This is a genomic window from Sulfitobacter sp. M22 (genome assembly GCF_021736025.1).
Taxonomy (GTDB): Bacteria; Pseudomonadota; Alphaproteobacteria; order Rhodobacterales; family Rhodobacteraceae; genus Sulfitobacter; species Sulfitobacter litoralis.
Genome location: NZ_WMEC01000001.1, coordinates 1,617,808 through 1,640,778, shown reverse-complemented (window position 1 = coordinate 1,640,778; position 22,971 = coordinate 1,617,808). Strand labels below are relative to the sequence as shown.

Genomic DNA, 22,971 nt, shown 5'->3' with positions numbered 1-22,971 from the left:
GCGGGCGACCCTTGGTGTGTACCGTCTGCGAAAGGGGCAGATGATCCAATGCCGTGGGCGGTATTGCGTAATACCCGCATCGGTATGGCCGTAAAGCCCGCCCTCATGGCACCACAGTGTCAGGGATATGAAGAGGAAAGCGCGATGATTGAGACGTTCCACACCATGCAGGCAAAGCTGGAGGCCACGCCGCATTTGCTGCGCCTCGGGCGCTTGTTCTCCGAGAACGTTCTTGTTCAGGTGGGCGATGATGAGATTTACCTGACCTTCGATAAGGGGCATTTGACCCACGTAACCGCAGGCCCCAGTCGCAAGACGCCTTGGCGCTTTGCGCTGCGCACCGATGGAGAGGCGCTGGCGCAGTTTTGGCAACCGCTGCCGGCACCGGGGTTTCACGACATCTTTGGTCTTCTAAAAGTCGGCCGTGGCAACATTGATGGTGATATTCTGTGCCTCGTCAAAAACCTGCGCTTTTTCAAAGAATTCATGGCGCTGCCCCGCGCCAAGCGGGAGGACGCAGCATGAGCATTGAACCGATCACAGGCCGCTACCTCACCGTCACTGTTGAGGGCGCGCCGCGCCGGATTTATTTCGAGGAAGCGGGGCAGGGCCGTCCTGTCTTGTGCCTGCACACGGCGGGTGCGGACACGCGGCAATGGCGGCATCTCATGAATGATGCGGGCATAACGGCAAACAATCGCATGATCGCCTTTGATCTTCCATGGCACGGCAAATCCTTGCCGCCTGAAGGCTTTGAGACGGAAGAATACCTGCTCACCACCGAGGCCTACATAGAGACAGTCCTTGCCGTGATTGATGGGCTGGGGCTGCACCGCCCCGTGCTTGCAGGCTGTTCCATGGGCGGCCGCATTGCGCTGCAACTTGCGGCGCTGCATCCGGATAAATTCAGCGGTTTTATCGCCATCGAGGCGTCGGATTTCCAACCCGCTTGGTATGACATCGACTGGTTTCACCGCCCCGATGCCCATGGCGGCGAAATGGGTGCGGCGCTCGTCTCTGCCAATATCTCGCCCTTTGCGCCAAACGCCGAGCGGTGGAATACGCTGTGGATGTTCATGCAAAGTGGTCCGGGCGTGTTCCGTGGGGACCTGAGTTTCTACACCAAGGATGACAGTCTGATTGCCCGTTTGGGGGATATCGACACGGCCAAAACGCCAGTTCATCTGATCGTGGGTGCATATGATCTGACTTGCACGCCCGAGGACGCAAAGCGCACGGCCGACGCCATTGACGGTGCAACCCTCGCGGTGATGGACAAGCTGGGCCACTTCCCGATGAGCGAGCATCCTGTGGGGTTCCGTCCCTTCTTTGTCGACGCACTCAAGCGGATGCCTGCGGGAGGTGCCGCATGAGTAACCCATGTATCATCTGCGTTGCCATCACAGGATCATTGCCGACAAAAGCCAACAACCCCGCCGTGCCTGTGACAGTCGCTGAGCAGATTGAGAGCACCCACGAAGCCTTCGAGGCGGGCGCCACCATCTGCCATGCCCATGTGCGTAACGAGGACGAGACACCGTCGTCGGACCCCGAGAAATTTGCGCGCCTCAAGGAGGGGTTGGAGAAACACTGTCCGGGCATGATCATCCAGTTCTCAACGGGTGGACGTTCGGGCGCGGGGGAGACGCGTGGTGGGATGCTGCCGCTTTCGCCTGATATGGCCTCGCTGTCTGTTGGGTCCAACAACTTTCCGAATCGCGTGTATGAAAATCCGCCCGCGTTGGTCGACTGGCTTGCGGGGGAGATGCTCAAGCATGATGTGAAGCCCGAGATCGAGGCGTTTGATCTGTCGCATATCCTCAAGGCCAAGGACATGGCCGACAAAGGCCAGCTGGCGGGTACGCCTTATGTACAGTTTGTCATGGGTGTGAAGAACGCGATGCCCGTGGACCGTGATGTGTTTGATTACTACATCCGCACCGTGCGCCGCCTGTTTGGGGCAGATGCGCCTTGGTGCGCAGCGGGGATCGGTGCGCAGCAGTTCACACTGAACGACTGGGCGATCTCTTCGGGCGGTCATGCGCGCACAGGTCTGGAGGATAACGTCCGCCTTGATCGCGACACGCTGGCCCCATCGAATGCGGCCCTCGTAACCCGAGCAGCGCAACTGTGCGAGAAATACGAACGGCCCGTGGCCAACTGGCGGCAGGCCCGCGCGATCCTTGAATTGAAAGAAGTATCAGCATGAAAAAGGTGTTTGAGACAGCGCAGGCAGCGCTCGACGGGGTGCTGGAGGATGGGATGCTGATTGCGGCCGGCGGCTTTGGCCTCTGCGGCATACCCGAATTGCTGATCGACGGAATTGTCGCGCATGGCGCCAAGAACCTGACGGTTGCGTCCAATAACGCAGGCGTGGATGATTTCGGTTTGGGCAAACTGCTCGCCACACGTCAGATTTCCAAAATGATGGCGTCCTATGTGGGTGAGAACGCTGAATTCATGCGCCAATACCTGTCAGGTGAGCTGGAGCTGGAGTTCAACCCGCAAGGTACATTGGCCGAGCGGATGCGCGCAGGAGGTGCCGGTATTCCCGGGTTCTACACCAAAACCGGCGTAGGCACCGTGATTGCCGAGGGTAAGGACGTAAAAAGTTGGGGTGGACAGGATTACATCCTCGAAGAAGGTATTTTCGCCGATCTGTCCATCGTCAAAGCATGGAAGGCGGATGCCACGGGCAACGCAATCTTCCGCAAGACAGCGCGCAACTTCAATCCGCCCGCAGCCATGTGCGGCAAGGTCTGCGTCATGGAGGTCGAAGAAATTGTGCCTGTCGGCAGCCTTGATCCCGATCACATCCACCTGCCCGGCATTTATGTGCATCGCATCATTCAGGGCACCCATGAAAAGCGGATAGAGCAACGCACAGTGAGGACAGCATAATGTGGGATCGCAATTTGATGGCGGCACGCGCCGCACTTGAGCTGCAAGATGGCTGGTACGTCAATCTTGGCATCGGCATCCCGACGCTGGTCAGCAATCATATCCCCGAAGGCATCGAAGTAACCCTGCAATCGGAAAATGGCATGCTGGGTATGGGGCCGTTTCCAATTGAAGGAACCGAGGACGCCGACCTGATCAACGCAGGCAAACAGACCATTACCGAGCAGCCGCAGACGTCGTATTTCGACAGCGCCACCAGCTTTGGCATGATCCGCGGCGGCAAAATCGCTATGGCTATTCTGGGTGCCATGGAAGTGGCGGAAAACGGCGATCTGGCGAACTGGATGATCCCCGACAAGCTGGTCAAAGGCATGGGCGGTGCGATGGATCTCGTCGCGGGCGTTGGCCGTGTCGTTGTTGTTATGGATCACACCTCCAAACACGGCGATAGCAAGGTTTTGCGCGAATGCACGTTACCGCTGACGGGCAAGGGGGTCGTCGATCTGATCATTACCAATCTCGGTGTTCTTGAAGTCACCGACAAGGGACTGCGCGTCATGGAACTGGCTGACGGAGTCAGCATGGATGAGATGGTCGCTGCCACTGATGCCAACCTTGTCTGAGGGGATCTCCACAAAGCGGCCGTGGTGGCGGGATGTATCAGGCACGGCAATCGGCGCGGGATTTCTCGCGGTGCTGATCTCGTATTCTGGCCCGTTGCTGATCTATCTTCAGGCGGCTAACGCGATGGCAGTGCCGCCTGCTGTTTTCACGTCGTGGGTCTTTGCGATATCGATGGGGGCGGGTTTGTCATGTATCTTTCTTAGCCTTTGGTTGCGCGCGCCCGTAGCGCTGGCATGGTCCATCCCGGGAACCGTGTTGCTGATCTCCATCGGCACCCAACTGACATTGGGAGAAATTGTCGGTGCGTATTTGCTGGTTGCTCTGGCATTGATCCTGCTGGGCTTGTCGGGCCTTTTCGAGCGTTTGGTCCAGTTTTTGCCCCCCAGTGTGACCGACGGTATGATGGCAGGTATCTTATTCGGATTCGGATTGAATGCGGCACGCAGCCTTGCTGCTGATCCGTTGATTTTCACTGTTCTGGTTGTTGCATTTGTCCTGCTCACCGTTCTTTTACCGCGCTATGCGATTATCTGCCTTGTCGGCATTGCGATTGCATTGACTGCAACTGTGTTCGACGCACCGATTGGTGACGTTGGTCTGGCATTTGCATCGCCCATGCTGGTTCAACCTGTGTTCTCGATGGCTGCGGTACTGGGCCTTGCAGTTCCACTCTTCATCACAACGCTTAGCGGACAGTTCTTGCCGGGCATGGCTGTTCTTCGGACTTATGGTTTTGAAGCGAAGTCGCGTGGTGTTCTGGTGAGCGCTGGGATCGCCTCGGCTGGAGCGGCATTTTATGGTGGCGTTACGGTTGCTTCGGCGGCGATCACTTCTGCCTTCTTCGCAAGCGAGGCATGTAACCCCGACCGGAGCCGCAGATACATCGCAGGTGTTGCGGCGGGTGTTTTCTTTTGTTTAGGGGGCATTTTTGCAGGCACGCTTGTTGACCTATTAGTCCTGATTCCTACAGCGATGATTTCAATTCTCGCAGGCCTTGCGCTGCTGGGTGCCATTCAGAAAAGCCTGTCGGATATGATGTCTGCCGACAACGTGCAGGTTGGGTTGCTGACCTTTCTTGTCACCACCTCGGGCGTGACATTGGGTGGGATAGGATCGGCCTTCTGGGGTGTCGTTGTAGGCCTCGCTGCATGGTATTTGACGCGGATCGCCGCAAGGTTCAAACCTTCTTAGACGAGGCCGATGTCGTGCCAATTTGAAGGGTTTCTGCTTGATGGAGACAGTTTCGCGGTCCAGTCGCAGTGACGGCCGTACTTAGCTCGGCGTTGAGCGACGATCTTTACCAAGTGACCTCAGTGTTGAAAGTCAACTTTTGAGCAGCTACATTAAGGCAATGGCGACGCTTTCCAAAGTCGCTTTGGGCCGATCGTTACTGCGGCGCAAGGCCTGCCGGAAAGTGTAGCGGCGCTTGGAGCTAATCACGCAAAAGTCAGTTCTAAATTGCGACGCGGCTACCGAGTTGGATGGCTTTGTTGATGGCGTGGATACCTCCTCTCGACGGCATCGCAATGTGTCATTGTCATTGTCGTAGGCGTTCAAGCCAAAAACAAAGCCGTGGCCATCGCCTTGTTCTGCCAGGTCTTCAAGATCCAGACCGGCGTCACGGTGGAAATCGTCGTCCATACCGGCCTCGCGGAAGGCTTCGTGGCGCTTGCGAGCTTCGGTGCACGCACTTCATCGTGGATACTGGCTGCTGCGCTACTCGCGCACGGGATATTTGATGTGTTCGCCGGACCGGTCATAACGAACCCCGCGCCGGGTTGGTGGGGACAGTTCTGTCTTGGGATCGACGTGGTCCTGGCCCTCGCACTTGCCATGATGCTCTGGCGCGGGCAGGCGCTCGAGTAAAAACCTACCGGGGATGCCTTCTGCAATAGACCGATCAACTCATTGGGGCGGTAAGGCCGGATGCTTGCGGGGTTCCTACATTTCAATGGCATTTCTCGACAATGATTAGGCTGGCATCATTGAGAACGACAGAACTGAGAGGCTGCGAACTGTATTGCTCTGTTTGAAAGAAGGCTCTCCCTCAGGACTGACACCCTTCACGCTTTTCACGAAAACTCGCAACACGTCCGCCGCCCGGTGGGTATCACTTCAGACCGAACGGGTATTGGATTGCGCGTTCGATATCTGCCATCCTGAGCGACAATATTGACGCCGCGCCCCTGGCCTGGTGATTTGAAACAAGGAAAACATCGTGACTGAATCACGCATTGCCATCATTGGTGCCGGGATCGGCGGACTTGCTTGCGGGCTTGCCCTCCAACAGGCAGGTGTCCCCTTCACGATCTACGAACAGGCCCCGGCTCTGACCGAAATCGGTGCCGCCATCGCACTTTCTGCCAACGGGTCGCGGGAATTGGCGCGTTTCGGCTGTCTGCCGGGGCTGGAGGCCGCTTCATGCGAACCCACCGAACTGATCTGGCGCGGCTGGCGGGACCAGACCCGTGTTGCTGCCCATCCTGTGCGCAAAGACGGCACCTATCGAGAAGCGTATGGTGCACCTTACCTCGGCATCCACCGCGCAGATCTGCAGAAGGTTATGCGCGCGCAATTGCGCGGTAACGCCATTCGCATGGGCCACCGCCTGACCGGCCTGACCGAGACCGATCAGGGCATCCGGCTTGACTTCTATGGTGAGGATAGCGCCGTCGTCGATCTGGTCATCGGTGCTGACGGCATCAAAAGCCGCGTGCGCGACCATGTCGCGGGGCCGGGCGCAATCCGCTATTCAGGAACATCGGCATTTCGCGGAATCGTGCCGACGAAAGATCTGCCGCATCTGCCTGACCCCGAAGCTATTCAATTCTGGATGGGCCCGGACGCGCATCTGCTGCATTATGCGATCGGACCGAACGGCGAAGATGTCAATTACTTCGCAGTGACCGAAGGACCTGACACATGGCCCGACCCCGACCGCTGGGTGATCGAGGCGACGCGCGACGACCACCTGAAACCGTTTCAGGGCTGGGACGAAGCGGTGACGGAAATGGTCGGCCAGTCGCACCATTTTGCCCGTTGGGGCCTCTTCATTACCAAGCCGCTGCGGCACTGGCACAAGGGCCGTGCTGTGCTGATCGGCGACGGGGCACATGCGATGGTGCCGCACCACGGGCAAGGTGCCAACACCTCTATCGAGGATGCCGTGACACTGGCCGGTCTGATCGCGAGCTTGGGACTTTCGGACCTTGAGGGCTTGCTGACCCGTTTCACGGGCTTACGTCGGGTGCGAACGACGGCCATTCAAAAAAGCGCTACGGCGACAAATCATGTCTTGCATTTGCACGATGAAGAAGACCTGCAGGCCAGGGCCACGCGGTTGAAGAAATTCCCAGACGAATTTGGCTGGATCCATGCCTTCGACACGTCGAAGGTGAAGTCGGAGCCAACACGAAATATCCGTCTTCGGGCGCGTTAGACACAAAGCTGTAAGACGCTTACGATAGTTCGAAAATTATGTGCAGACTTAGCCAAAAAGTTCGTTTCGAATCCGATCCGAAGCCCTGTTTCCTTTGCTTTTGAAGCGTTTTTATCCGAAAGCGCAATCAGAAGAAGGTGAGAGATCAGCCGAGCAAGAAACGGCTGCACAGCGTTTTCGACCAAGACGCACTTCTGGATCCAAATGCTCATGGAACATCGGTTTGCTGATTTTATGAATTGCTCACGTATCACTCAAACTGCGGTTGATCGAACCATCTGAGAAACTGTGACAGACTGTCGACCTGATCGTCTTGTTTGGCATTAGGGAACATTGTCAGTTCTCGGCGGAACTCAGCGGCACAGCAACGCGATTTTGAAAGCCGCCCCGGCGTGCCAACGTAGTTTCGTGCGTCAAGCACGGTATCAGCTCATACTTATTGCAGTCCTGCAAATTCACGCTCAGTACGCTGATCGCCTATTGAGCCGTCAAATTGCTGCGAAATGCATGAACGGCAGCAATGCAAAAACTGCAGCGCAGCGCGGAACTGGCCGATGAAGGTCTCCTTAGGGCCGTCCTTGTCGGAACGGCCCAAGTACTTATATTTCAATAGCCTCTGCTATTGCCAACGCATCTTCAAGTTCAACGCCCAAGTAACGAACTGTGCTGTCCATCTTCGTATGCCCCAACAGCAGCTGAACGGCACGCAGGTTGCCCGTTTTCTTATAGATCTGGGTGACCTTCGTGCGTCGCATCGAATGGGTGCCATAGGCGGTCACTTCCAAACCGATAGATGAAACCCAATCCCGCACGATGCGGGCATATTGGCGTGTTGAGATGTGAAGCCGCTTGTGAAAACGCCCAGGCCAGAGATATACGGAGCCGACCATCAACGGATCGTCCATCCACTTCGCCACCGAGGCGCGGGTGCCTTCGGAAATCTCGAACCGCACCGGTTTTTGGGTTTTGTTTTGCAGCACCGATGCCCGTTCTTTGATCTGTGCGGACGCCATGACATCGACGACTTTCATCCGCACAAGGTCACAGCCGCGCAGCTTGCTGTCGATCGCCATATTGAACAAAGCCAGATCGCGATAGTTTTCAGCAAGTTCCAGCCTGACACGGATCGCCCAGACATGTTTGGGCTTCAGTGGTCGCTTTTGACCAACAATGCGCCCCTAATTCCACGCGGGGCGAAGTGCGCGAATAGCCGGTAAGTTTGGTGTTTGCACGACAGTTCCTCCGATCCACCATGCCCTCCCACATCGACAACCCGACATTGACATTGCATCATATCATGAAATGCTGAGCTGCATCCGAGGTCGGCTGGGAGCCCTTCTTGATGCGGTTATTGGTCTTAGCGAACGTTTGCAACTGAGTGCGTAGCATGTAAAGCAGAAGACCACCGATCAGGCTTTCAACCTGAATGTTTGCCGCCCCAACATAAAAGTGACCACAACATCGGATGTGCTTGCCTACGAGGATCAGTTGGGAAATCCGATGATCTTAAAAAGAGACACTTTCAAAAGTTTTTCATAAGAGCCAGCATCGGTCGGCCCCCGGAAGTCGCGACGCTCTTCCGAAGGCCGTTATTATGTCAGTTCGTCGGGACGCTGCGCTGTTCTGGGCGGGCGGCGACCGGCACCATGAGGTGAACATAGGGCGTTCCAGTCCACATTACATAGGGGCCGTCCGTTTCAATAACCGTCGGCAGATCTGCAAAGACGGCTGGATCTGGTGTGATGACCATCATGTGCGGCCCTTCGACGACCCATTCATTATCGGCAGTCGGTTGGGTGGCTGCGGGGTCGATGTTGCTGGCACCGCCTTCTGGCCCGTCGCCGGCAAGCATGTAGGCAATGGCGACATGCTCAGCCGTAAACGGCTTGCCGCTCATCCACGCCGCCATCCAGCGCCGCCATTCGGCATCCATGCACATCGGTCCCGCAAGCCCATCTGGTGCGGGAAAGCAGGTGTAGTCGCTTGTACCTTCGCGCAGGATATTGCCTTCCAGATCGGAAACGGTCGCGGTTGCAAAAATACCTGCCGGAGCCGCGGTAAGGGCTTCGGCAATCATTGCGGTGGCTTCGGGGGATGACTGGGCGAAAGCCGAAGTAGCCAGTGCTGTGCAAGCAATAGCCATGCCCGTTACGCTGCGCAGTCCGCTGATCATGCAGGGAGCACGGCTGCCCTGTTCCGGGCAATAAGTGCGGCGAGGTGAGATCATGTGAGAAAGCATATTAAAGCTCCTTTCAAGAGAAGTTCGCCTGTCCTGATCGGATGACGAAACATTCCTGAGGTTGAGGCAGCGGGCCTTGGGCCGATAGTCCAGAAACTGGACCGGTTGGGCCTGCTGGAGTGCAGCGTCAGTGAACCAACTTCGACTGCGCCGCGAATGGGCTGAGACCAAGCCAAGTCTGCATCGTTCGGGCAATTGCCGGATCGCCGTCGAGTTGGATTTTATCACGTACGCCCGAGACTCTGTTCAGTCCCATCCAAATCGCGGTCATCGTGCGCAGGTCGGTCGTCACCCAAAGATCGACGTCGAAACCCGGATCGGTAGAGCAGATGTCGACCTCTGCCTCTGGGTCCACAACCAGCCACCAGTTGCGTCGGGATTCGACCAGCTCAGGATACCTGAAATTGACAACAATCCGGCGCGCAGGCATCGGCGAAGGATCGAGATTGCGGCGCATGTCCCACATAAGCAGTGAGGGGTCGAGGTTCTTCAGCGTGGCCTGCGTCTCGATCCACTTTTGCCCCCAAGTCCCGAAGGCCTCGACAATAGATTGCAGGTCTCGACCAGACTCTGTGAGACGGTACTCCTGGACGGCTGGTTCGTCGGCGGCAGGCGTGCGGGTGACGATCCCGGCGGCCTCAAGCTCTTTCAAGCGCTGCGACAAAAGGCTTGGCGACATGCGCGGCACGCCGCGCCGCAGGTCGTTGAACCGGGTCGAACCGGCCACCATTTCGCGCACCAGTACCATCGTCCAGCGCGTGCAGAGTTTCTCGGCCGCCATCGCGACCGGACAGAATTGCCCGTAACTCCCAAGCGTCATTGTGCTAATCCTTCGCGGCAATTTCATCTTTGCCGGCTGACATCGTATCACAAATAACCCCGATTCAGGCAGAAAAAGGCCCGGTCCAGTTTCAGGACTGGCCTGGTTACGGGTTAGGGCGCAGCCTTTGGTCATACCGAAACTCAATTGGAGCAACCGTCATGACCCAGATCCTGAAGACATTGAACGGCGATACCGTTGATGTCGAGAATGCCAAACTGGCCAACCTTAGAGCATCACTTCGCGGTAGCCTGATCGACAAAATGAGTGCGGGTTACGACGATGCCCGGGCGCTGTGGAACAGCATGGTCGACCGACGCCCAGGCCTGATCGTCCTTGCGCAGGACACAGACGACATCCGGCTTACCGTGAACTTTGCGCGTAAAAACAATCTTTTACTGGCCGTTAAAAGCGGTGGGCACCAGATCGCGGGGCATGCAGTGGCTGACGGTGCCCTTTTGCTGAACCTCTCGCAGATGAAAGCCGTCCATGTGGATTCCGATAAGGCGACTGCAACCGTAGAACCAGGCTGCCTTTTGGCCGATGTGGATCAAGAGACCCAACGTTATGGCCTTGCCGTGCCGCTGGGGATCAATTCGACCACGGGCGTCGCCGGTCTGACGCTTGGCGGCGGTTTCGGCTGGATTACGGGCAAGCATGGCCTGACCATCGACAACTTGCTGTCTGCCGAAGTTGTCTGTGCCGACGGTGAGGTGCGCGTTGCAAGCGCCACACAAAACGCTGATCTGTTCTGGGCAATTCGTGGGGGCGGTGGGAATTTCGGGGTCATATCGTCTTTTGAATTTGCGCTGCATCCGATCGGTCCAGAGGTCCTTTCGGGCCTTGTCGTGCATCCTTTGGCTGACGCGCGCAGTTTGTTGCAAAGCTATCGCGATATCTGCGCTCGCGCGCCGGATGAACTGACCATATGGGCCGTCTTGCGGGCGATATGAAAGAGGGTGAAAAGGCTCTGGAGGAACTGCGTGGCCTTGGACAGCCGATTGCCGACGTAATCGGCCCGCATCCCTACGCGGGGTGGCAACAGGCATTCGATCCGCTTTTGACGCCCGGTGCGCGCAACTACTGGAAAAGCAATGACTTCTTGCAACTCACCGATGAGGTGATTGATAGCGCTCTCGCCGCCGTCACAGCACTTCCGGACCCACAATCGGAGATTTTCATCGCCCACTTAGCTGGCGCCATGACCCGTGTCGACCCAGCAGCGACCCCCTTTCCACAGCGCGCGCGGCACTTCGTGATGAACGTCCATACGCGGTGGTCGGACGCTGCAAAGGACAAAAGCTGTATTGCTTGGGCCCGAGACCTCTTTGACCGCACTGCGCCCCACGTGCGCTGGTGGTGTCTATGTGAACTTCATGCCATCCGACGACAATGTCCGGATGTCGGAAGCTTACGGCTCCAACATCGACAAGCTGCGCCAGATCAAGGGAAAATATGACCCGAACAACCTGTTCCGCCTGAACCACAATGTTGATGTCGCAGAAGGCGTGACATTGACGACCTGACGCCTTTGTTCAAGTCGATTGCGCCACGTGCGCTGGTGGTGTCATTCGGAGCGCGATACCGGGTTTACTTCGAAAATGGAGCGCAGATTCGGTATCGGGGGCTGCAACTTGGTCGCTGATACTTGCGCAGTATCAGAAAAGGGGACATTCGGCATGCTGGGGCGGACGGCAGAAAAGTCCGCGGACCGACGTTCCAGCCGACAAAATGCTGCACTGCGCATGAATGTCAGCAATGCGAAAGCTGCATCGCGGCGATGGGCGCCTTAGTCAATGGCCGGTTAGGGCCGTTCGCTTCCATTTATGACCGACGACTTGGGGTTTTCGATGATGCTGCCGCTCAAAGCACAGAGGCCTGTTTAGGTATCCTTGTGCTGCATCCAGCCCTTCGCTTCACATGGCCGAGTGTGAGGTGAAAGAAGTTCACGTTGTTCAGCTTCACGTTGAACTTGGGCGGAAGAATTGGCGCCCGATCCAGCCGAGAAGAAATTTAACTCGATATTGCGCGCATGACCTCACTATCGATGTCTGCAATGATCGAAAAACGCCTTAAAATCAGCTACGCCAACGCTTTGTTCTCTCAACCAAACGCCGAACGCGCTCAGGATCATGAGGTCGATCCCGTCCGCTCGTACGGATGATTTTTCGAACATACCAAAGGCCGCAGAGTGCAATGGCGACACTCCCAGCCGATATCATTATCTCGAATAGGTCCATTTGCGCAGTCCTCTCGGCAGGTCGCAATAAATCATCATATCAGATTTCCGGCCAGATCGGCATGAACCCAAATCTTCTTCATGTCGATCTATCAAAACCAAAAATCATTTATACCCGCCCCGGTCGATCTCCCGATCAGCAGTAAAGAGCTGTCGCGAAATCTCGACAAATTTTACACGAAGCCGGAGATAGCACGCCAGTGTGTAGCTGACTTCGAAAGTTGGACAGGTATAAATCTGAACACGACGAAAACTGACATCTTGGAGCCAAGCGCCGGCGCAGGGGCGTTCCTCGACTTCCTGCCGTCGCGCACGCTGGCCTACGACCTACTGCCCGAAGACCCGAGGATAGCGCAACAAGATTTCTTGAAACTTGAGCGCCGCACGCCTGCTATCGTAATTGGCAACCCGCCTTTCGGAAGGAGCTGCTGCCTCGCAATCCAGTTTTTCAATCACGCGGTAACGTTCGCCGACCAGATAGCGTTCATTGTTCCGCGCACCTTTGAGAAGGTCAGCATCCAAAATCGCCTTGCTCCTCAATTCCATCTCCTTGAGAAGCGCGTGCTTGAATGCGATAGCTTTACGTTTGAGGGTAAAAGCCACCCAGTTCCTTGCGTCTTCCAGGTTTGGCAGCGAAGTGAGAATCTGCGACCTAAAATTAAATTGCGAACTGAACATCCGGATTTCAAGTTCGTTGCGCGAGCTGACGCAGACTTCGCTGTTCAGCGGGTTGGCTCTCGTGCAGGCGCGGTTAAAGAGAATTTTGAAAATCTTGTCGAAACAACACACTACTTCATACGCGCAAATATACCTGTTCAAGAGCAACTCGCACTCTTCCGGGAGATCGACTTTTCTGAAGTCAAAGCCAGAACGGCGGGGCAAGCCTCAGTCGCGAAGACGGAGATCGTTGCACTTTACTCCGAGCTAAAGGCTAATTCGCGTTGAAAAACACGATTTCTGTCGAGACGCTTCCCTTCACTGATCGCCTGGGGGTCCCGGAGCATTGGGCCCTATAGGCACTCAACTTGGGTACCATTCTCCGCCAACCAAGCCTTCCGGTTTTGCCAATCCGGCAGATGCTGTTCCACCTTCATATGAATTAGTCAGGGACTATCCCTGCACTTCATTTCCTTTAGTTTTTTTCCGTTGGAATCCATCAATCGATTTAGGTGGCTGAGGCACTTTGAATTTCAACGACTTCGTGAGTACAAAAGCGCTGTTGTGTCGATGCAGGAAAGTCTTTTTCACCTCGTTGTTCCGACACCCAGTTAAAGCTCGCAGCTTTTAGGGCATCAGTGGCCAAATGAGCGGGATCAGAACAACGGTTGCTGACCCAATGATAATGTTCATTGGAACACCAACTTTTAGGAAATCGGTGAACTTGTACCCTCCGGCGTTGTAGACAAGCGTATTGGTCTGATAACCGATTGGCGTCGCAAAACTTGCGCTTGCGCCGAACATCACGGCCACAACGAAAGGGCGCGGGTCAAGGCCAAGTTGAATGGCCACACCAGCTGCGATTGGTGCCAGCAGGACCGCGACGGCATTGTTGGTGACAAGTTCCGTCAGGATCGACGTCAGGGCATAGACCAGCGCAAGGGCGACGATAGGTTGGACCGTCGACAGCAGCGGTGAAACCTTGGCCACAATCAGCGCAAGCGCGCCCGAATTGTCCAATGCACTCCCCAATGTCAGCATCGAGACGATCAACAACAGCAACCGGCCATCAATCGCGCCCACACCTTCATCCGCGTCAATGCAGTTTGTCAGCAAAACCACAGCGACCCCGATCAGCGCAAGGGTCAAGATTGGCGCCACATTCAGAGCCGCCAAAACGACGACGGCAACCATGGTGGCGATCGCAATGGGGGCTTTCTTGCGGCGAAAACTACGAGAGGTGACCAAGGACAGTTCGATCAATTGTTCTTCATCGGTAAGCCGCGCGATGTCTTCCGGCGCACCGTCAAGTAGTAAAGTATCCCCGACCTCCAATTTCATCATCGCAAGGCGCATGTCGACCGCTGCTCCCTTTCGGTGGAGTGCGACCGGATAGACCCCAAAACGACGACGCCACTGCAAACGCCCGACCATTCTGTGCAGCGCTTTCGAATTTGGGCCGATTAAAACCTCTACCACAGAGGTTCGTCTCGCGGTCGACGGCTCGGTGCCCAGAACGGTGTTGCCCACGGCTGCGCCGTCGCGAAAACCCATAATCTCGGTATCTGTGGTCTTCACAACCACGACATCGCCAGCCGCCACCGTCGATGTGGCAAGAGTTGTGCGCAGGGAAAGGTCTCCACTGACAAGATCAACGACCCGACTTCCGGCATTCTTGAAAGCGTCAACTTCCAGCACAGTCTTGCCGATCAATGGCGAGCCTGCGGGAATAAACAACTCGACCAGCCAGGTGCGCCCGTCGCGCTTGGACTGAACCTCTCCAACCGTCTGTCGCACAGCGAGAAGGCGCGGGGCGGCGATTACCAGAAAAACTCCACCAACGACGGTGACAACGATTCCGACAGGCGCGATCTCGAACAGACTGAACGGTGCCATCCCCAGATCGCGCGCAACGCCATCCACCAGCAGGTTCGTCGAGGTCCCGATCAGCGAACAGGTTCCGCCAAGAATGACCATGTAGGACAGCGGGATAAGAAGGTGCGAAGCCGCAATCTTCATCTGACGCGCAAGGGTGATCACCACCGGGATCAGCACGATGACCACCGGTGTGTTGTTCATAAACATCGAGGCCCCGGCGGCGGCACTGAAGAACAGCGCGAGTGTCAGGAACGGACGGGTCGATGCATATCGACCAAGGACATTGCTGAGGGCCTCAAGTACGCCAGTCCGGACAAGGGCCGCGCTGAGGACGAACATCGCGCCGATGGTTGCAGGTGCAGGATTAGCGAGCGCGTCCAGAACATCGGTCGGCTTGACAAGTCCAATGGCAAGAGCTGCGGCCGCCCCGCAAAAGGCGATAACATCTGGGGATCGCAGTTCCATGACAAAGGCTGTGAATACGCCGATGAACAAGATTACGGCAGCGTAAGGAGCCAGTGTCAAAAGGTCGATTGCCATGATGTGTTAAGGCTCCGTTGGGCCAGTGGCGACGCGGGTTCAGATTTTCTCGACTTGAACCGCATCCTTGTTTTTTGATCATACACTCAGCTGCAAGAAACGGTCAGCGTGACATTGCTCCGTCGACCGCAATAGGAGGTATCTCGCCGGGGGATTGCGCCCCCGGCGATGGTCGCTTTCAGGCCTGATTGCTCAGGGCATCCTGCATAGCCGCAACCTTTTTGCGCTGCGCGAGCCAAGCAAGGACCGGCCCCGCCACAAACAACGAAGACGCGGTGGCAATGGTCACGCCCGCAATCATCGGCCAGGCAAATCCGGATACCGCTGGCCCGCCCCAGATCGCCATCGGCACAATCGCTGCGAGCGTCGTGCCAGAGGTGAAGATGCACCGTGCCAGAACCTGATTGAGGCTGCGGTCGATGACATCCGCCAAGGGTTCTTCACTGCCGCCTGCAAGGTGTTCGCGGATCCGGTCATATACCACGACCTTGTCGTTGACCGAATAGCCGATCAGCGTCAGTAGGGCGACGATGGTGGTTAGGTTCACCTCCCATCCCATCAGGGCGATGACGCCGAAGGTCTTGGTGACGTCGAGGAACAGCACAGCAATGGCCCCAGCGGCAAAATACCACTCGAACCGGACCCAGATATAGGCCAGCATCGCCAGTACGGCGAGGCCAAGCGCCAGCAGGCCGGTGGTTGCCAGCTCGCCACTGATCGTCGGGCCGACAAGGTCGATCTGGTTGAACACCGCATCAAGGATCACGTCTGCTGCAGCACGTTCGACAGCGGCAACCGTGGCCTGTCCGACCTCTCCCTGCACTCGGATCAGCACCTCATTGGGGTCGCCGAAGGCCTGCAGGCTCGCGTCGCCCGGAACCTGTTGCGCGATGGCGGCACGCAGCTCGGACAACGGGACGGGCGCGTCCGAGCGTAGGACCATCTGCACCCCACCCGTAAAATCAATTCCAAGATTCGGCCCGGGCATCACGAGCAAACCGAGCGACCCCACAGACAGCACTGCCGATATCACAAGCGCCAGGCGTCCGCGCCGCATGAAGGGCAGTTTCCCCGGCGCTGGCACGCCACCGAACAGCGGCGCGATGTCGAGCCGCTTGAGTTTGCGGCGACGCACCAGCGTTTCCATCATGAACCGCATCAGCGCGACGGCCGTGAACATCGAGATGACGATGCCAAAGCTCATCGTGACGGCAAATCCCCGGATAGCACCGGCACCAAACATGAACAGCAATACCATCGCCAGAAGCGTGGTGATGTTGGCATCAAGGATTGTCGCCCAGGCCCGCCCATAACCAAGCGTCAGCGCCTTGATCGCAATCGATCCCTTGGCCGTTTCTTCACGGATACGGCTAAAGATCAGGATGTTGCTGTCCACAGCGATGCCAAAGCACAGGATGATCCCCGCAATCCCAGGCAATGTCAGTGTGGCACCAAGAAGTCCCAAAGCGGTCAGCGTAAGCATCACGTTCAGTCCAAGGATGGCGCTGGCCAGAAGGCCCCAAGCCCCATAAAGCCCGACCATAATCGCGACCACAAGCGCCAGACCGACGGCACCCGTGACCAACCCGGCGCGAATGGAATCCGCACCAAGCGCAGCGCCCACGCTGCGTTCCTCAATCACTTCGAGAGATGCAGGCAGTGCACCCGACGTCAGCAGCACAGCCAGCGTCTGCGCCTCTTCGAGCGTAAAGTCGCCGGTGATCTGGCCCTGACCACCCGGAATGGCCTGCTGGATGACCGGAGCGGTCAAAACCTCGCCATCCAGCACGACCGCAAACCTCTGACCGATATTGGCGGCAGTGATTTCGGCGAAGGCCGCAACACCCTGTCGGTCGAAATTAAAAGTGACCATTGGCTGGCCGGTGTCGGGTTCGAACCCCGAGGCCGCCGCGTCCAGCCGATCACCCGACAGAGCGACATCGTCATAAACCGGAATGTCGCCGGAGCCGTCCCGAAGCGGCAGCAGCGTGGCGCTCGGTCCCGGCCCCGGTGCGACCATCTGGAAACTCATCTTCGCGGTCGATCCCAGCAGTGTGCGCAACTGGGCCGGGTTCTCTACGCCCGGCATCTGGACAAGGATGCGGTCATCGCCAACCCGGCTGATCACCGGCTCGGAGACGCCGACCTGATCGACCCGGTGGCGGATCACTTCAAGACTGGCATCGGCAGCGTCGCTTGCCGCTCGGTCAAGGCCGGATGCAGTCAGGGACAACCTGATTATGTCACCAGAAAGGTCGACGGTGAAGTCCGGTGGGATACCGGGCTGAGTGGTGGCAGACGCCGCCGCCTTCAGAGCCGTCAGTAGCGCTTCGTTCGCTGGAGCGGACAATGAGGTGACGTCGGCCCGGATCGTTGCCGGGTTAAGGTTCAACGTGCGCATCTCTGATACAAGTATCTGACGCAAATCCTGAAGGCGCGCGGTCGCCAGATCCGCGCGATCGACGGCCAGCAGCAGATGCGCGCCCCCCTGCAGATCAAGGCCGAGTGAGACCGTTTGACTGGTTGCCCAAGGCGGCAGCGTGTCGCGGATGTCTTTGGAAAGAAAGTTCGGGAGGGCCGTCACAACTGCCAGAAGCAGAAGAACGGCATAGGTCATCACGACCCATGCTGGTCGGCGCATTTTCGATATCCTTAGGTGCCTGAGTATTTGGTCTGACGTCGAAATGTCAGACCGCAGGCGGCCCCCGGACCGGTGGCAAGACATTGATTACAGAAGTAGGAACAGTTGCAAAAGGTTGCCGCGGAACACTCGCCAAAGTTTGTCGTGGCTTAGGAGTTTCTGATCGTGGCGCGGTGGCCTGAGGTGTGTCGCCTTCAGGCATTGACTCGCGGATGAGGTGGGTTTGCGCTGTCAGGATGAACGGTGCAATTGCGGTCTCAGGTACCGCAACGTGGCCATTGTGCGTGGCAGTTCGTTCTGCGCCGACATGATACGCCCCAAAAAAACCTACCGTCAGTACAAGGAAAAGCCGCGACACAATCGCCGCCATCCTCCTTGCGGCTTGGCCAAGCCCCATTTTCATCCCTGAGCAGCCCACACATAGGCGAAGTAGCCCGTCAGCATCACGACCCCAACGCCGCGCCCGATCACCGGCCGAGCAAGCAGAAGCCCGGTTAGCACCAGCGACACGGCAATCATCACTGGAAGGTCGAAGGTCAGGAAGCGCGACGCCACCGGGATCGGCGCGACTAAAGCGGTGACGCCAAGAATGCCCAGAACGTTAAAGATGTTCGATCCGATGATATTGCCGATGGCGATTTCGGACTGGCGGCGGAAGGCTGCGATCAGAGACGTGGCCAGTTCCGGCAGAGATGTGCCAACGGCAACAATGGTCAGGCCGATAAACGCCTCCGAAATGCCGTATCCGCGCGCGATCGACACCGCGCCGTCCACCAGGAACCGCGCGCCAACCATCAACGCGACAAGGCCGCCGAGGACCCATAGCACCGAAACAAGGGCCGAGGCCGGAGGTTGCAGTCTCTCGTCCTCTGCTTCTGCCTCACCCGGCTTGAGATACGCCCAGACAAGATAGGCCATCAAGCTGGCAAACAAAACCAGCCCGGACAGCCGCGACATCTGACCAAAGGCGAAAATCGGGACCAGTAAAAGTGCCGCGGCCATCATGACCGCCGTGTCACGCCTAAGGGTCGCACCCATGACCTTTATTGGCCAGACCAGCGCAGAAATGCCGACGATCAGCAGGATGTTGGCGATGTTGGAGCCGACGATGTTGCCCAACGCAATATCTGGAACACCGCGCAAGGCTGCATCGACTGAAACCAGAAGTTCAGGCGTTGACGTGCCGAAGCCCACAACCGTCAGACCTATCAGCAGCGGCGGGATCGCCATACGCCGGGCGATGCCGACGCTGCCACGCACCAGCGCCTCGCCACCGAAGAACAGACCTATCAATCCGATAAACAGGTATACATAATCCAAATCGTTGTTCTCCGAGGGCAAGTAATCTGCCCTTCACGTAAAATTGTGGATGCGATAGGGCGCTTGCAAGTGCCTCATAAAGATAATTTTCGAATGGAGAAGACGCACAAATATTCTAAGCAGCAAACCTTGAAGGAATGCTGTGGCGGCATGATCTGTAGGTCAGTATCTGAGGAAGGGAAAAGATAGCGTCCCTGAGAAAACGAAGATCGCATCAGCACAGAAACGAAGGGGGCCATAACCTCACCGTCAAACCCGACGTCAAAAGACTATGCCACCGGCATGACGAACAGCCATACGTTTTTTTGGACCGACGGGCCAGCGTTGGCGGGTTCATCAATCACCACTTTACCTGGTCAGTAACCTTGCATCTTCACAGCGCTGCGATTGGCTGGGATGTCCTGCGCGCGCCGATCAACGCGCTGCTGTAGCCGTCCTTGTACTGATACTGCAGCAACTGCCAGCTTGCTCGCAGCGCGGCGTATCCTGCTGCCCATCGCGGTCTCGCGCAGGGTAGAGGCGCTGATTGCGACTGACCTTCTGGACCTCCCTCTGCCACAGTGATCAGCGGCACATGATGCCGGTGCGCTGGCGCGCTCTGTTCTTGCGGCCCCCCAGTTTCGCGAACTGATCCGAGAACGTACTGAAGTGGCAGAGGTGCAGGTTCTCGGTCAGCGGATCGCGGGTGCGCTTAGAGTTTATGCGGGAACACGTCGGCGGTGGTAGAGATGACCACGGCCATCGCAACGCTGGCCGTGGGCGCGTTGGTGTTCCAAGCTCTGGCCCCCGGCATGATCTCGATGGCACCCGACGTTGCGAATGCGGTGGCTCGGACCACTGCGATTGCGCAGTTTCCGTTGGCACAGCCCATCTGAGGCCTTTGGTACGACATATTCCCCACAGGGCTCATCGCCGGGACTTCTCGCCGCAAGTGTCGCGATTCCTGTCATGATCGGGTCGGTCTTTGCCGCGTTTGCAGGAGCACTGGCCTATCCGATCCAAAGTTGTCATGGCATTCACCGTCGGCGTCTCATGCGCTTGATCGAAACGCTTGAAGTCGAGCATTCCGATCCCGGCGACAAGCCCTTCGCCGTACGCGAACACCGCTACGCTCGACTATTAGACCTTTGGGATGTCATCGGCAGCGCATTTAGGTTCTTTCGAAATAAACACGCTGCTTGATTGTCCCGCATCGTGGTATTTACACGAGACTGGCGAGATGGATTCCGGAACTGTCTGGCAAAAAGTTGGAGAAAATGGTCTTAGAAATTTCAGTCGTCATTCTGCTCACGCTGATCAATGGCGCGCTTGCGATGTCTGAACTTGCCATCGTCTCTGCTCGCACCGCACGATTGAAGCTAATGGCCGATAAGGGCAGCAAGGGTGCTGCCATCGCAATCTCACTTGCACAGGACCCCGGCAGGTTCCTGTCCAGTGTTCAGGTCGGGATCACGCTTATAGGGGTGCTGGCGGGGGCTTTCTCGGGCGCGACACTGGGTTCGCGTTTGTCCGCAGGGTTAATTGAAGTGGGTTTAGCGGCGAATCTCGCGCAACCGCTCGGTGTGGCGTCCGTAGTTGTAGCGATCACCTACCTGTCGCTGATCGTGGGCGAACTTGTTCCAAAACAGATCGCCTTGCGTGCGCCCGAAAAGGTCGCCGCCCGCATGGCTCCGATGATGGGGCTCATCGCGCGCGCCGCGGCACCGCTGATCTGGGTGCTTGATTGGTCCGGCAAAGTAGTATTGCGCCTACTGGGTCAGTCCGGCGCTCAGTCGCGCAAGGTAAGCGATGAGGAAGTGCGCCTAATCATCGCGGAAGCCGAAAGCACCGGTGCCATGCATCGCTCCGAAAGCGGGATGATCGCGGGCGTGATGCGCGTGGCTGACCGTAACGCACGCGGACTAATGACGCCGCGCCACGAGGTCGAGACGCTCGACGCATCCATCAGCAAGGCGCAGATTCTCAAAGAGCTGCGCGGGATGAGCCGGTCCAGACTGCCGGTCCAGGATAGCAATCCAGACGACATCATCGGCGTGTTAATGACGCGTGATATTCTGGGGCCCGCCCTGATGAACGAGCCCTTCGATTTCCGCGCATTGCTGCGTGAAGCGCCGGTCGTCCAGGGTGGACAAAGCGCGCTGGAGGTTATTGACAGGTTGCGCACAGCACCGGCGCATATGGTGCTGGTCTATGACGAGTACGGCCATTTCGAAGGTGTCATTACGCCGATGGACGTTCTGGAGGCCATAACCGGCGAATTTCCGGACAGCGAAACTGATGAACCTAAAGTCGTCATCCGTGCCGACGGGTCGTACCTCATAGCAGGCTGGATGCCTGTGGACGAATTCGCCGATCTGCTAACGCTCGAGCTCGAGGATGATCGTGATTACGAGACGGCAGCCGGGTTTATCCTTGAGAAATTTGGCAGATTGCCAATGGTTGCGGAGCGATTTGATTTACAGAACTGGTCAATTGAAGTCGTTGATTTGGATGGTCGTCGCATCGACAAAGTTCTGGTGACACGCGCCGGATAAAAAACAATGCGACAGTAGGCAAGCTAATGTGAAGTCACAAATTCGTCTGTATCTTTGCAGACATCACTCAACGTTAACCTTAGCCGCACACTACGCGAATGATCCTGGGTCAGTGGTTAGGAGCAATAATCAGAATGACGTTCTACTTTTGCGTGATATCGTCGTGATCGGATGCCTGCACAATGAAGGGCACAACAGCTAAAATGGTCAACACGATAACCGTTGAAAGGATCGCGGTTGCTTCGAGACCAAGCCCGACGACTACTCCAATTCCTGCAGTCACCCAGATATTTGCTGCTGTGGTCAGCCCGAGTATTTTTTGCTGCCCGGCACGGACAAGAATTGCTCCAGCTGCCAAAAAGCCGACGCCCTGAACGATACCTTGCAACACACGCGACATGTCCGAAATTTCCATACCGGCTTGAAGTGGGCCAATAACGAAAAGCGCGGCACCGACGGCAACCAGCATATGGGTTCTTACACCGGCACTGCTTGCCTTGCGCTCGCGTTCATATCCGATGACACCCCCCAGAATTGCGGCCAGCACCAGGCGCAGCACAATGCGCGTCATGGTGGCCAGATCGGGAATGTCGGAAAATTCGACTATGACGGCCGTCCAGATTTCTTGCCACATGGTGGCTTCCTCACATTATTCCAAGCAAAGAGTGTCCGGCTGGATTAGCCGGGTTGGCATACCGACCCTAAGGAAATCTATCGTGGATGAACTACAACGTAGCACACCGCCTCCTTTCGAAGGCGGTGTTCAAAAGGTGGTTAGTCGAAAAATTCCGAGAAGATCGATTTTTTCCGCCGTCGTTTTTCGTAGCGGTCATCGTCATCATACTGGTCATCCCGGCGTCGGTCACCGTAGCGGTCGTCATCACCTTTCAGGAGCGATGAAGCCATCCCCATAAGCCCGCCGCGTTCTCCGCGTCGGTCGGAGCTCCTTTGAGGTTCCATCTCTCGCGCTGCCGGCGCAGTGGAGCGCTCGATGATCTTGTCGAGTTCCCCGCGATCAAGCCAGACACCCCTGCAAGAAGGACAGAAATCAATTTCCACCCCGCTCCGGTCAGACATCGACAGCCCGGTCTGGCAAACGGGGCACAGCATGGCCGAGACAGTTTCTTGAGTTCGCATGA

24 protein-coding genes are annotated in these 22,971 nt (G+C 57.1%); 15 read left to right on the top strand and 9 right to left on the bottom strand.

What is annotated here, in order from left to right; translation table 11 throughout:
- Window positions 1–63 precede the first annotated feature (63 nt).
- The 8 genes from GLP52_RS08165 (at window position 64) to GLP52_RS08130 (ending at window position 6,964) form a co-directional block, all read left to right on the top strand.
- A complete protein-coding gene (locus GLP52_RS08165) occupies window positions 64–525 on the top strand; it encodes a hypothetical protein (protein ID WP_336885943.1) in 462 nt (153 codons plus the stop codon).
- Complete coding sequence (locus tag GLP52_RS08160; RefSeq protein WP_237272078.1) at window positions 522–1,373, top strand: alpha/beta fold hydrolase; 852 nt, start codon at window positions 522–524, stop codon at window positions 1,371–1,373. The genes GLP52_RS08165 and GLP52_RS08160 overlap by 4 nt, the downstream gene beginning before the upstream one ends.
- The gene (locus tag GLP52_RS08155) at window positions 1,370–2,209 is read left to right on the top strand and encodes a 3-keto-5-aminohexanoate cleavage protein (protein ID WP_237272077.1); all 840 of its coding nucleotides are present in this window, start codon (window positions 1,370–1,372) and stop codon (window positions 2,207–2,209) included. Before GLP52_RS08160 ends, GLP52_RS08155 begins: the two co-directional genes overlap by 4 nt.
- Window positions 2,206–2,901, top strand: coding sequence for a CoA transferase subunit A (locus tag GLP52_RS08150; protein WP_237272076.1), 696 nt, complete (start codon window positions 2,206–2,208; stop codon window positions 2,899–2,901). The genes GLP52_RS08155 and GLP52_RS08150 overlap by 4 nt, the downstream gene beginning before the upstream one ends.
- Window positions 2,898–3,524 (top strand): 3-oxoacid CoA-transferase subunit B, encoded by a 627-nt coding sequence (locus GLP52_RS08145; protein WP_237272673.1) that lies wholly within the window; start codon window positions 2,898–2,900, stop codon window positions 3,522–3,524. Before GLP52_RS08150 ends, GLP52_RS08145 begins: the two co-directional genes overlap by 4 nt.
- The gene (locus GLP52_RS08140; RefSeq protein ID WP_237272075.1) at window positions 3,487–4,716 is read left to right on the top strand and encodes a benzoate/H(+) symporter BenE family transporter; all 1,230 of its coding nucleotides are present in this window, start codon (window positions 3,487–3,489) and stop codon (window positions 4,714–4,716) included. The genes GLP52_RS08145 and GLP52_RS08140 overlap by 38 nt, the downstream gene beginning before the upstream one ends.
- 381 nt (window positions 4,717–5,097) lie before the next feature.
- Window positions 5,098–5,391, top strand: coding sequence for a hypothetical protein (locus tag GLP52_RS08135; RefSeq protein WP_237272074.1), 294 nt, complete (start codon window positions 5,098–5,100; stop codon window positions 5,389–5,391).
- Between the two features lie 352 nt (window positions 5,392–5,743).
- The gene (locus tag GLP52_RS08130) at window positions 5,744–6,964 is read left to right on the top strand and encodes an FAD-dependent monooxygenase (RefSeq protein WP_237272073.1); all 1,221 of its coding nucleotides are present in this window, start codon (window positions 5,744–5,746) and stop codon (window positions 6,962–6,964) included.
- A gap of 436 nt (window positions 6,965–7,400) precedes the next feature.
- On the opposite strand, the gene GLP52_RS08125 is transcribed toward GLP52_RS08130, so the two are convergent.
- From GLP52_RS08125 to GLP52_RS08110, 4 genes are all read right to left on the bottom strand, one after another.
- Window positions 7,401–7,559, bottom strand: coding sequence for a hypothetical protein (locus GLP52_RS08125; protein ID WP_237273485.1), 159 nt, complete (start codon window positions 7,557–7,559; stop codon window positions 7,401–7,403).
- A gap of 4 nt (window positions 7,560–7,563) precedes the next feature.
- A complete protein-coding gene (locus tag GLP52_RS08120; protein ID WP_336885928.1) occupies window positions 7,564–8,136 on the bottom strand; it encodes a tyrosine-type recombinase/integrase in 573 nt (190 codons plus the stop codon).
- 425 nt (window positions 8,137–8,561) lie between these two features.
- Window positions 8,562–9,137 carry a hypothetical protein gene (locus GLP52_RS08115; protein ID WP_237273484.1) on the bottom strand — a complete coding sequence of 192 codons (576 nt, stop codon included), beginning with the start codon at window positions 9,135–9,137 and terminating at the stop codon, window positions 8,562–8,564.
- Between the two features lie 193 nt (window positions 9,138–9,330).
- Window positions 9,331–10,023 (bottom strand): winged helix-turn-helix transcriptional regulator, encoded by a 693-nt coding sequence (locus GLP52_RS08110; protein ID WP_237272070.1) that lies wholly within the window; start codon window positions 10,021–10,023, stop codon window positions 9,331–9,333.
- Between the two features lie 161 nt (window positions 10,024–10,184).
- Here GLP52_RS08110 and GLP52_RS08105 point away from each other — a divergent pair, with 161 nt between their 5' ends.
- The 3 genes from GLP52_RS08105 to GLP52_RS08095 all read left to right on the top strand — a co-directional run bounded on the left by GLP52_RS08105 (window position 10,185) and on the right by GLP52_RS08095 (window position 13,207).
- Window positions 10,185–10,976 (top strand): FAD-binding oxidoreductase, encoded by a 792-nt coding sequence (locus GLP52_RS08105; protein ID WP_237272069.1) that lies wholly within the window; start codon window positions 10,185–10,187, stop codon window positions 10,974–10,976.
- Between the two features lie 375 nt (window positions 10,977–11,351).
- Window positions 11,352–11,549, top strand: a complete 198-nt coding sequence (locus tag GLP52_RS08100) for a BBE domain-containing protein (protein WP_237273483.1) — start codon at window positions 11,352–11,354, stop codon at window positions 11,547–11,549.
- A gap of 794 nt (window positions 11,550–12,343) precedes the next feature.
- Window positions 12,344–13,207, top strand: coding sequence for a hypothetical protein (locus tag GLP52_RS08095; RefSeq protein ID WP_237272067.1), 864 nt, complete (start codon window positions 12,344–12,346; stop codon window positions 13,205–13,207).
- A gap of 339 nt (window positions 13,208–13,546) precedes the next feature.
- Here GLP52_RS08095 and GLP52_RS08090 read toward each other — a convergent pair whose 3' ends face one another.
- The 3 genes from GLP52_RS08090 to GLP52_RS08080 form a co-directional block, all read right to left on the bottom strand.
- Window positions 13,547–15,337, bottom strand: a complete 1,791-nt coding sequence (locus GLP52_RS08090) for an SLC13 family permease (protein WP_237272066.1) — start codon at window positions 15,335–15,337, stop codon at window positions 13,547–13,549.
- Between the two features lie 178 nt (window positions 15,338–15,515).
- Window positions 15,516–17,978: a protein translocase subunit SecD gene (secD, locus tag GLP52_RS08085; RefSeq protein ID WP_237272065.1), complete on the bottom strand. Its 2,463-nt coding sequence runs from the start codon at window positions 17,976–17,978 to the stop codon at window positions 15,516–15,518.
- 399 nt (window positions 17,979–18,377) lie between these two features.
- Window positions 18,378–19,298 carry a calcium/sodium antiporter gene (locus GLP52_RS08080; RefSeq protein ID WP_237272064.1) on the bottom strand — a complete coding sequence of 307 codons (921 nt, stop codon included), beginning with the start codon at window positions 19,296–19,298 and terminating at the stop codon, window positions 18,378–18,380.
- A gap of 305 nt (window positions 19,299–19,603) precedes the next feature.
- Between GLP52_RS08080 and GLP52_RS19665 the strand changes: the two genes are divergently transcribed.
- From GLP52_RS19665 to GLP52_RS08065, 4 genes are all read left to right on the top strand, one after another.
- Complete coding sequence (locus GLP52_RS19665) at window positions 19,604–19,729, top strand: DUF6635 family protein (RefSeq protein WP_423837024.1); 126 nt, start codon at window positions 19,604–19,606, stop codon at window positions 19,727–19,729.
- 288 nt (window positions 19,730–20,017) lie between these two features.
- Window positions 20,018–20,173: a DUF6635 family protein gene (locus tag GLP52_RS08075; RefSeq protein ID WP_336885922.1), complete on the top strand. Its 156-nt coding sequence runs from the start codon at window positions 20,018–20,020 to the stop codon at window positions 20,171–20,173.
- The gene (locus GLP52_RS19590) at window positions 20,118–20,480 is read left to right on the top strand and encodes a DUF6635 family protein (protein ID WP_336885942.1); all 363 of its coding nucleotides are present in this window, start codon (window positions 20,118–20,120) and stop codon (window positions 20,478–20,480) included. The genes GLP52_RS08075 and GLP52_RS19590 overlap by 56 nt, the downstream gene beginning before the upstream one ends.
- 74 nt (window positions 20,481–20,554) lie before the next feature.
- On the top strand, window positions 20,555–21,832 hold the full coding sequence (locus GLP52_RS08065) for a hemolysin family protein (protein WP_237272062.1): 1,278 nt from the start codon (window positions 20,555–20,557) through the stop codon (window positions 21,830–21,832).
- Between the two features lie 142 nt (window positions 21,833–21,974).
- Here GLP52_RS08065 and GLP52_RS08060 read toward each other — a convergent pair whose 3' ends face one another.
- Window positions 21,975–22,466, bottom strand: a complete 492-nt coding sequence (locus tag GLP52_RS08060) for an MgtC/SapB family protein (RefSeq protein WP_237272061.1) — start codon at window positions 22,464–22,466, stop codon at window positions 21,975–21,977.
- Between the two features lie 140 nt (window positions 22,467–22,606).
- Window positions 22,607–22,969, bottom strand: a complete 363-nt coding sequence (locus GLP52_RS08055) for a TFIIB-type zinc ribbon-containing protein (RefSeq protein ID WP_237272060.1) — start codon at window positions 22,967–22,969, stop codon at window positions 22,607–22,609.
- Window positions 22,970–22,971: the final 2 nt, after the last annotated feature.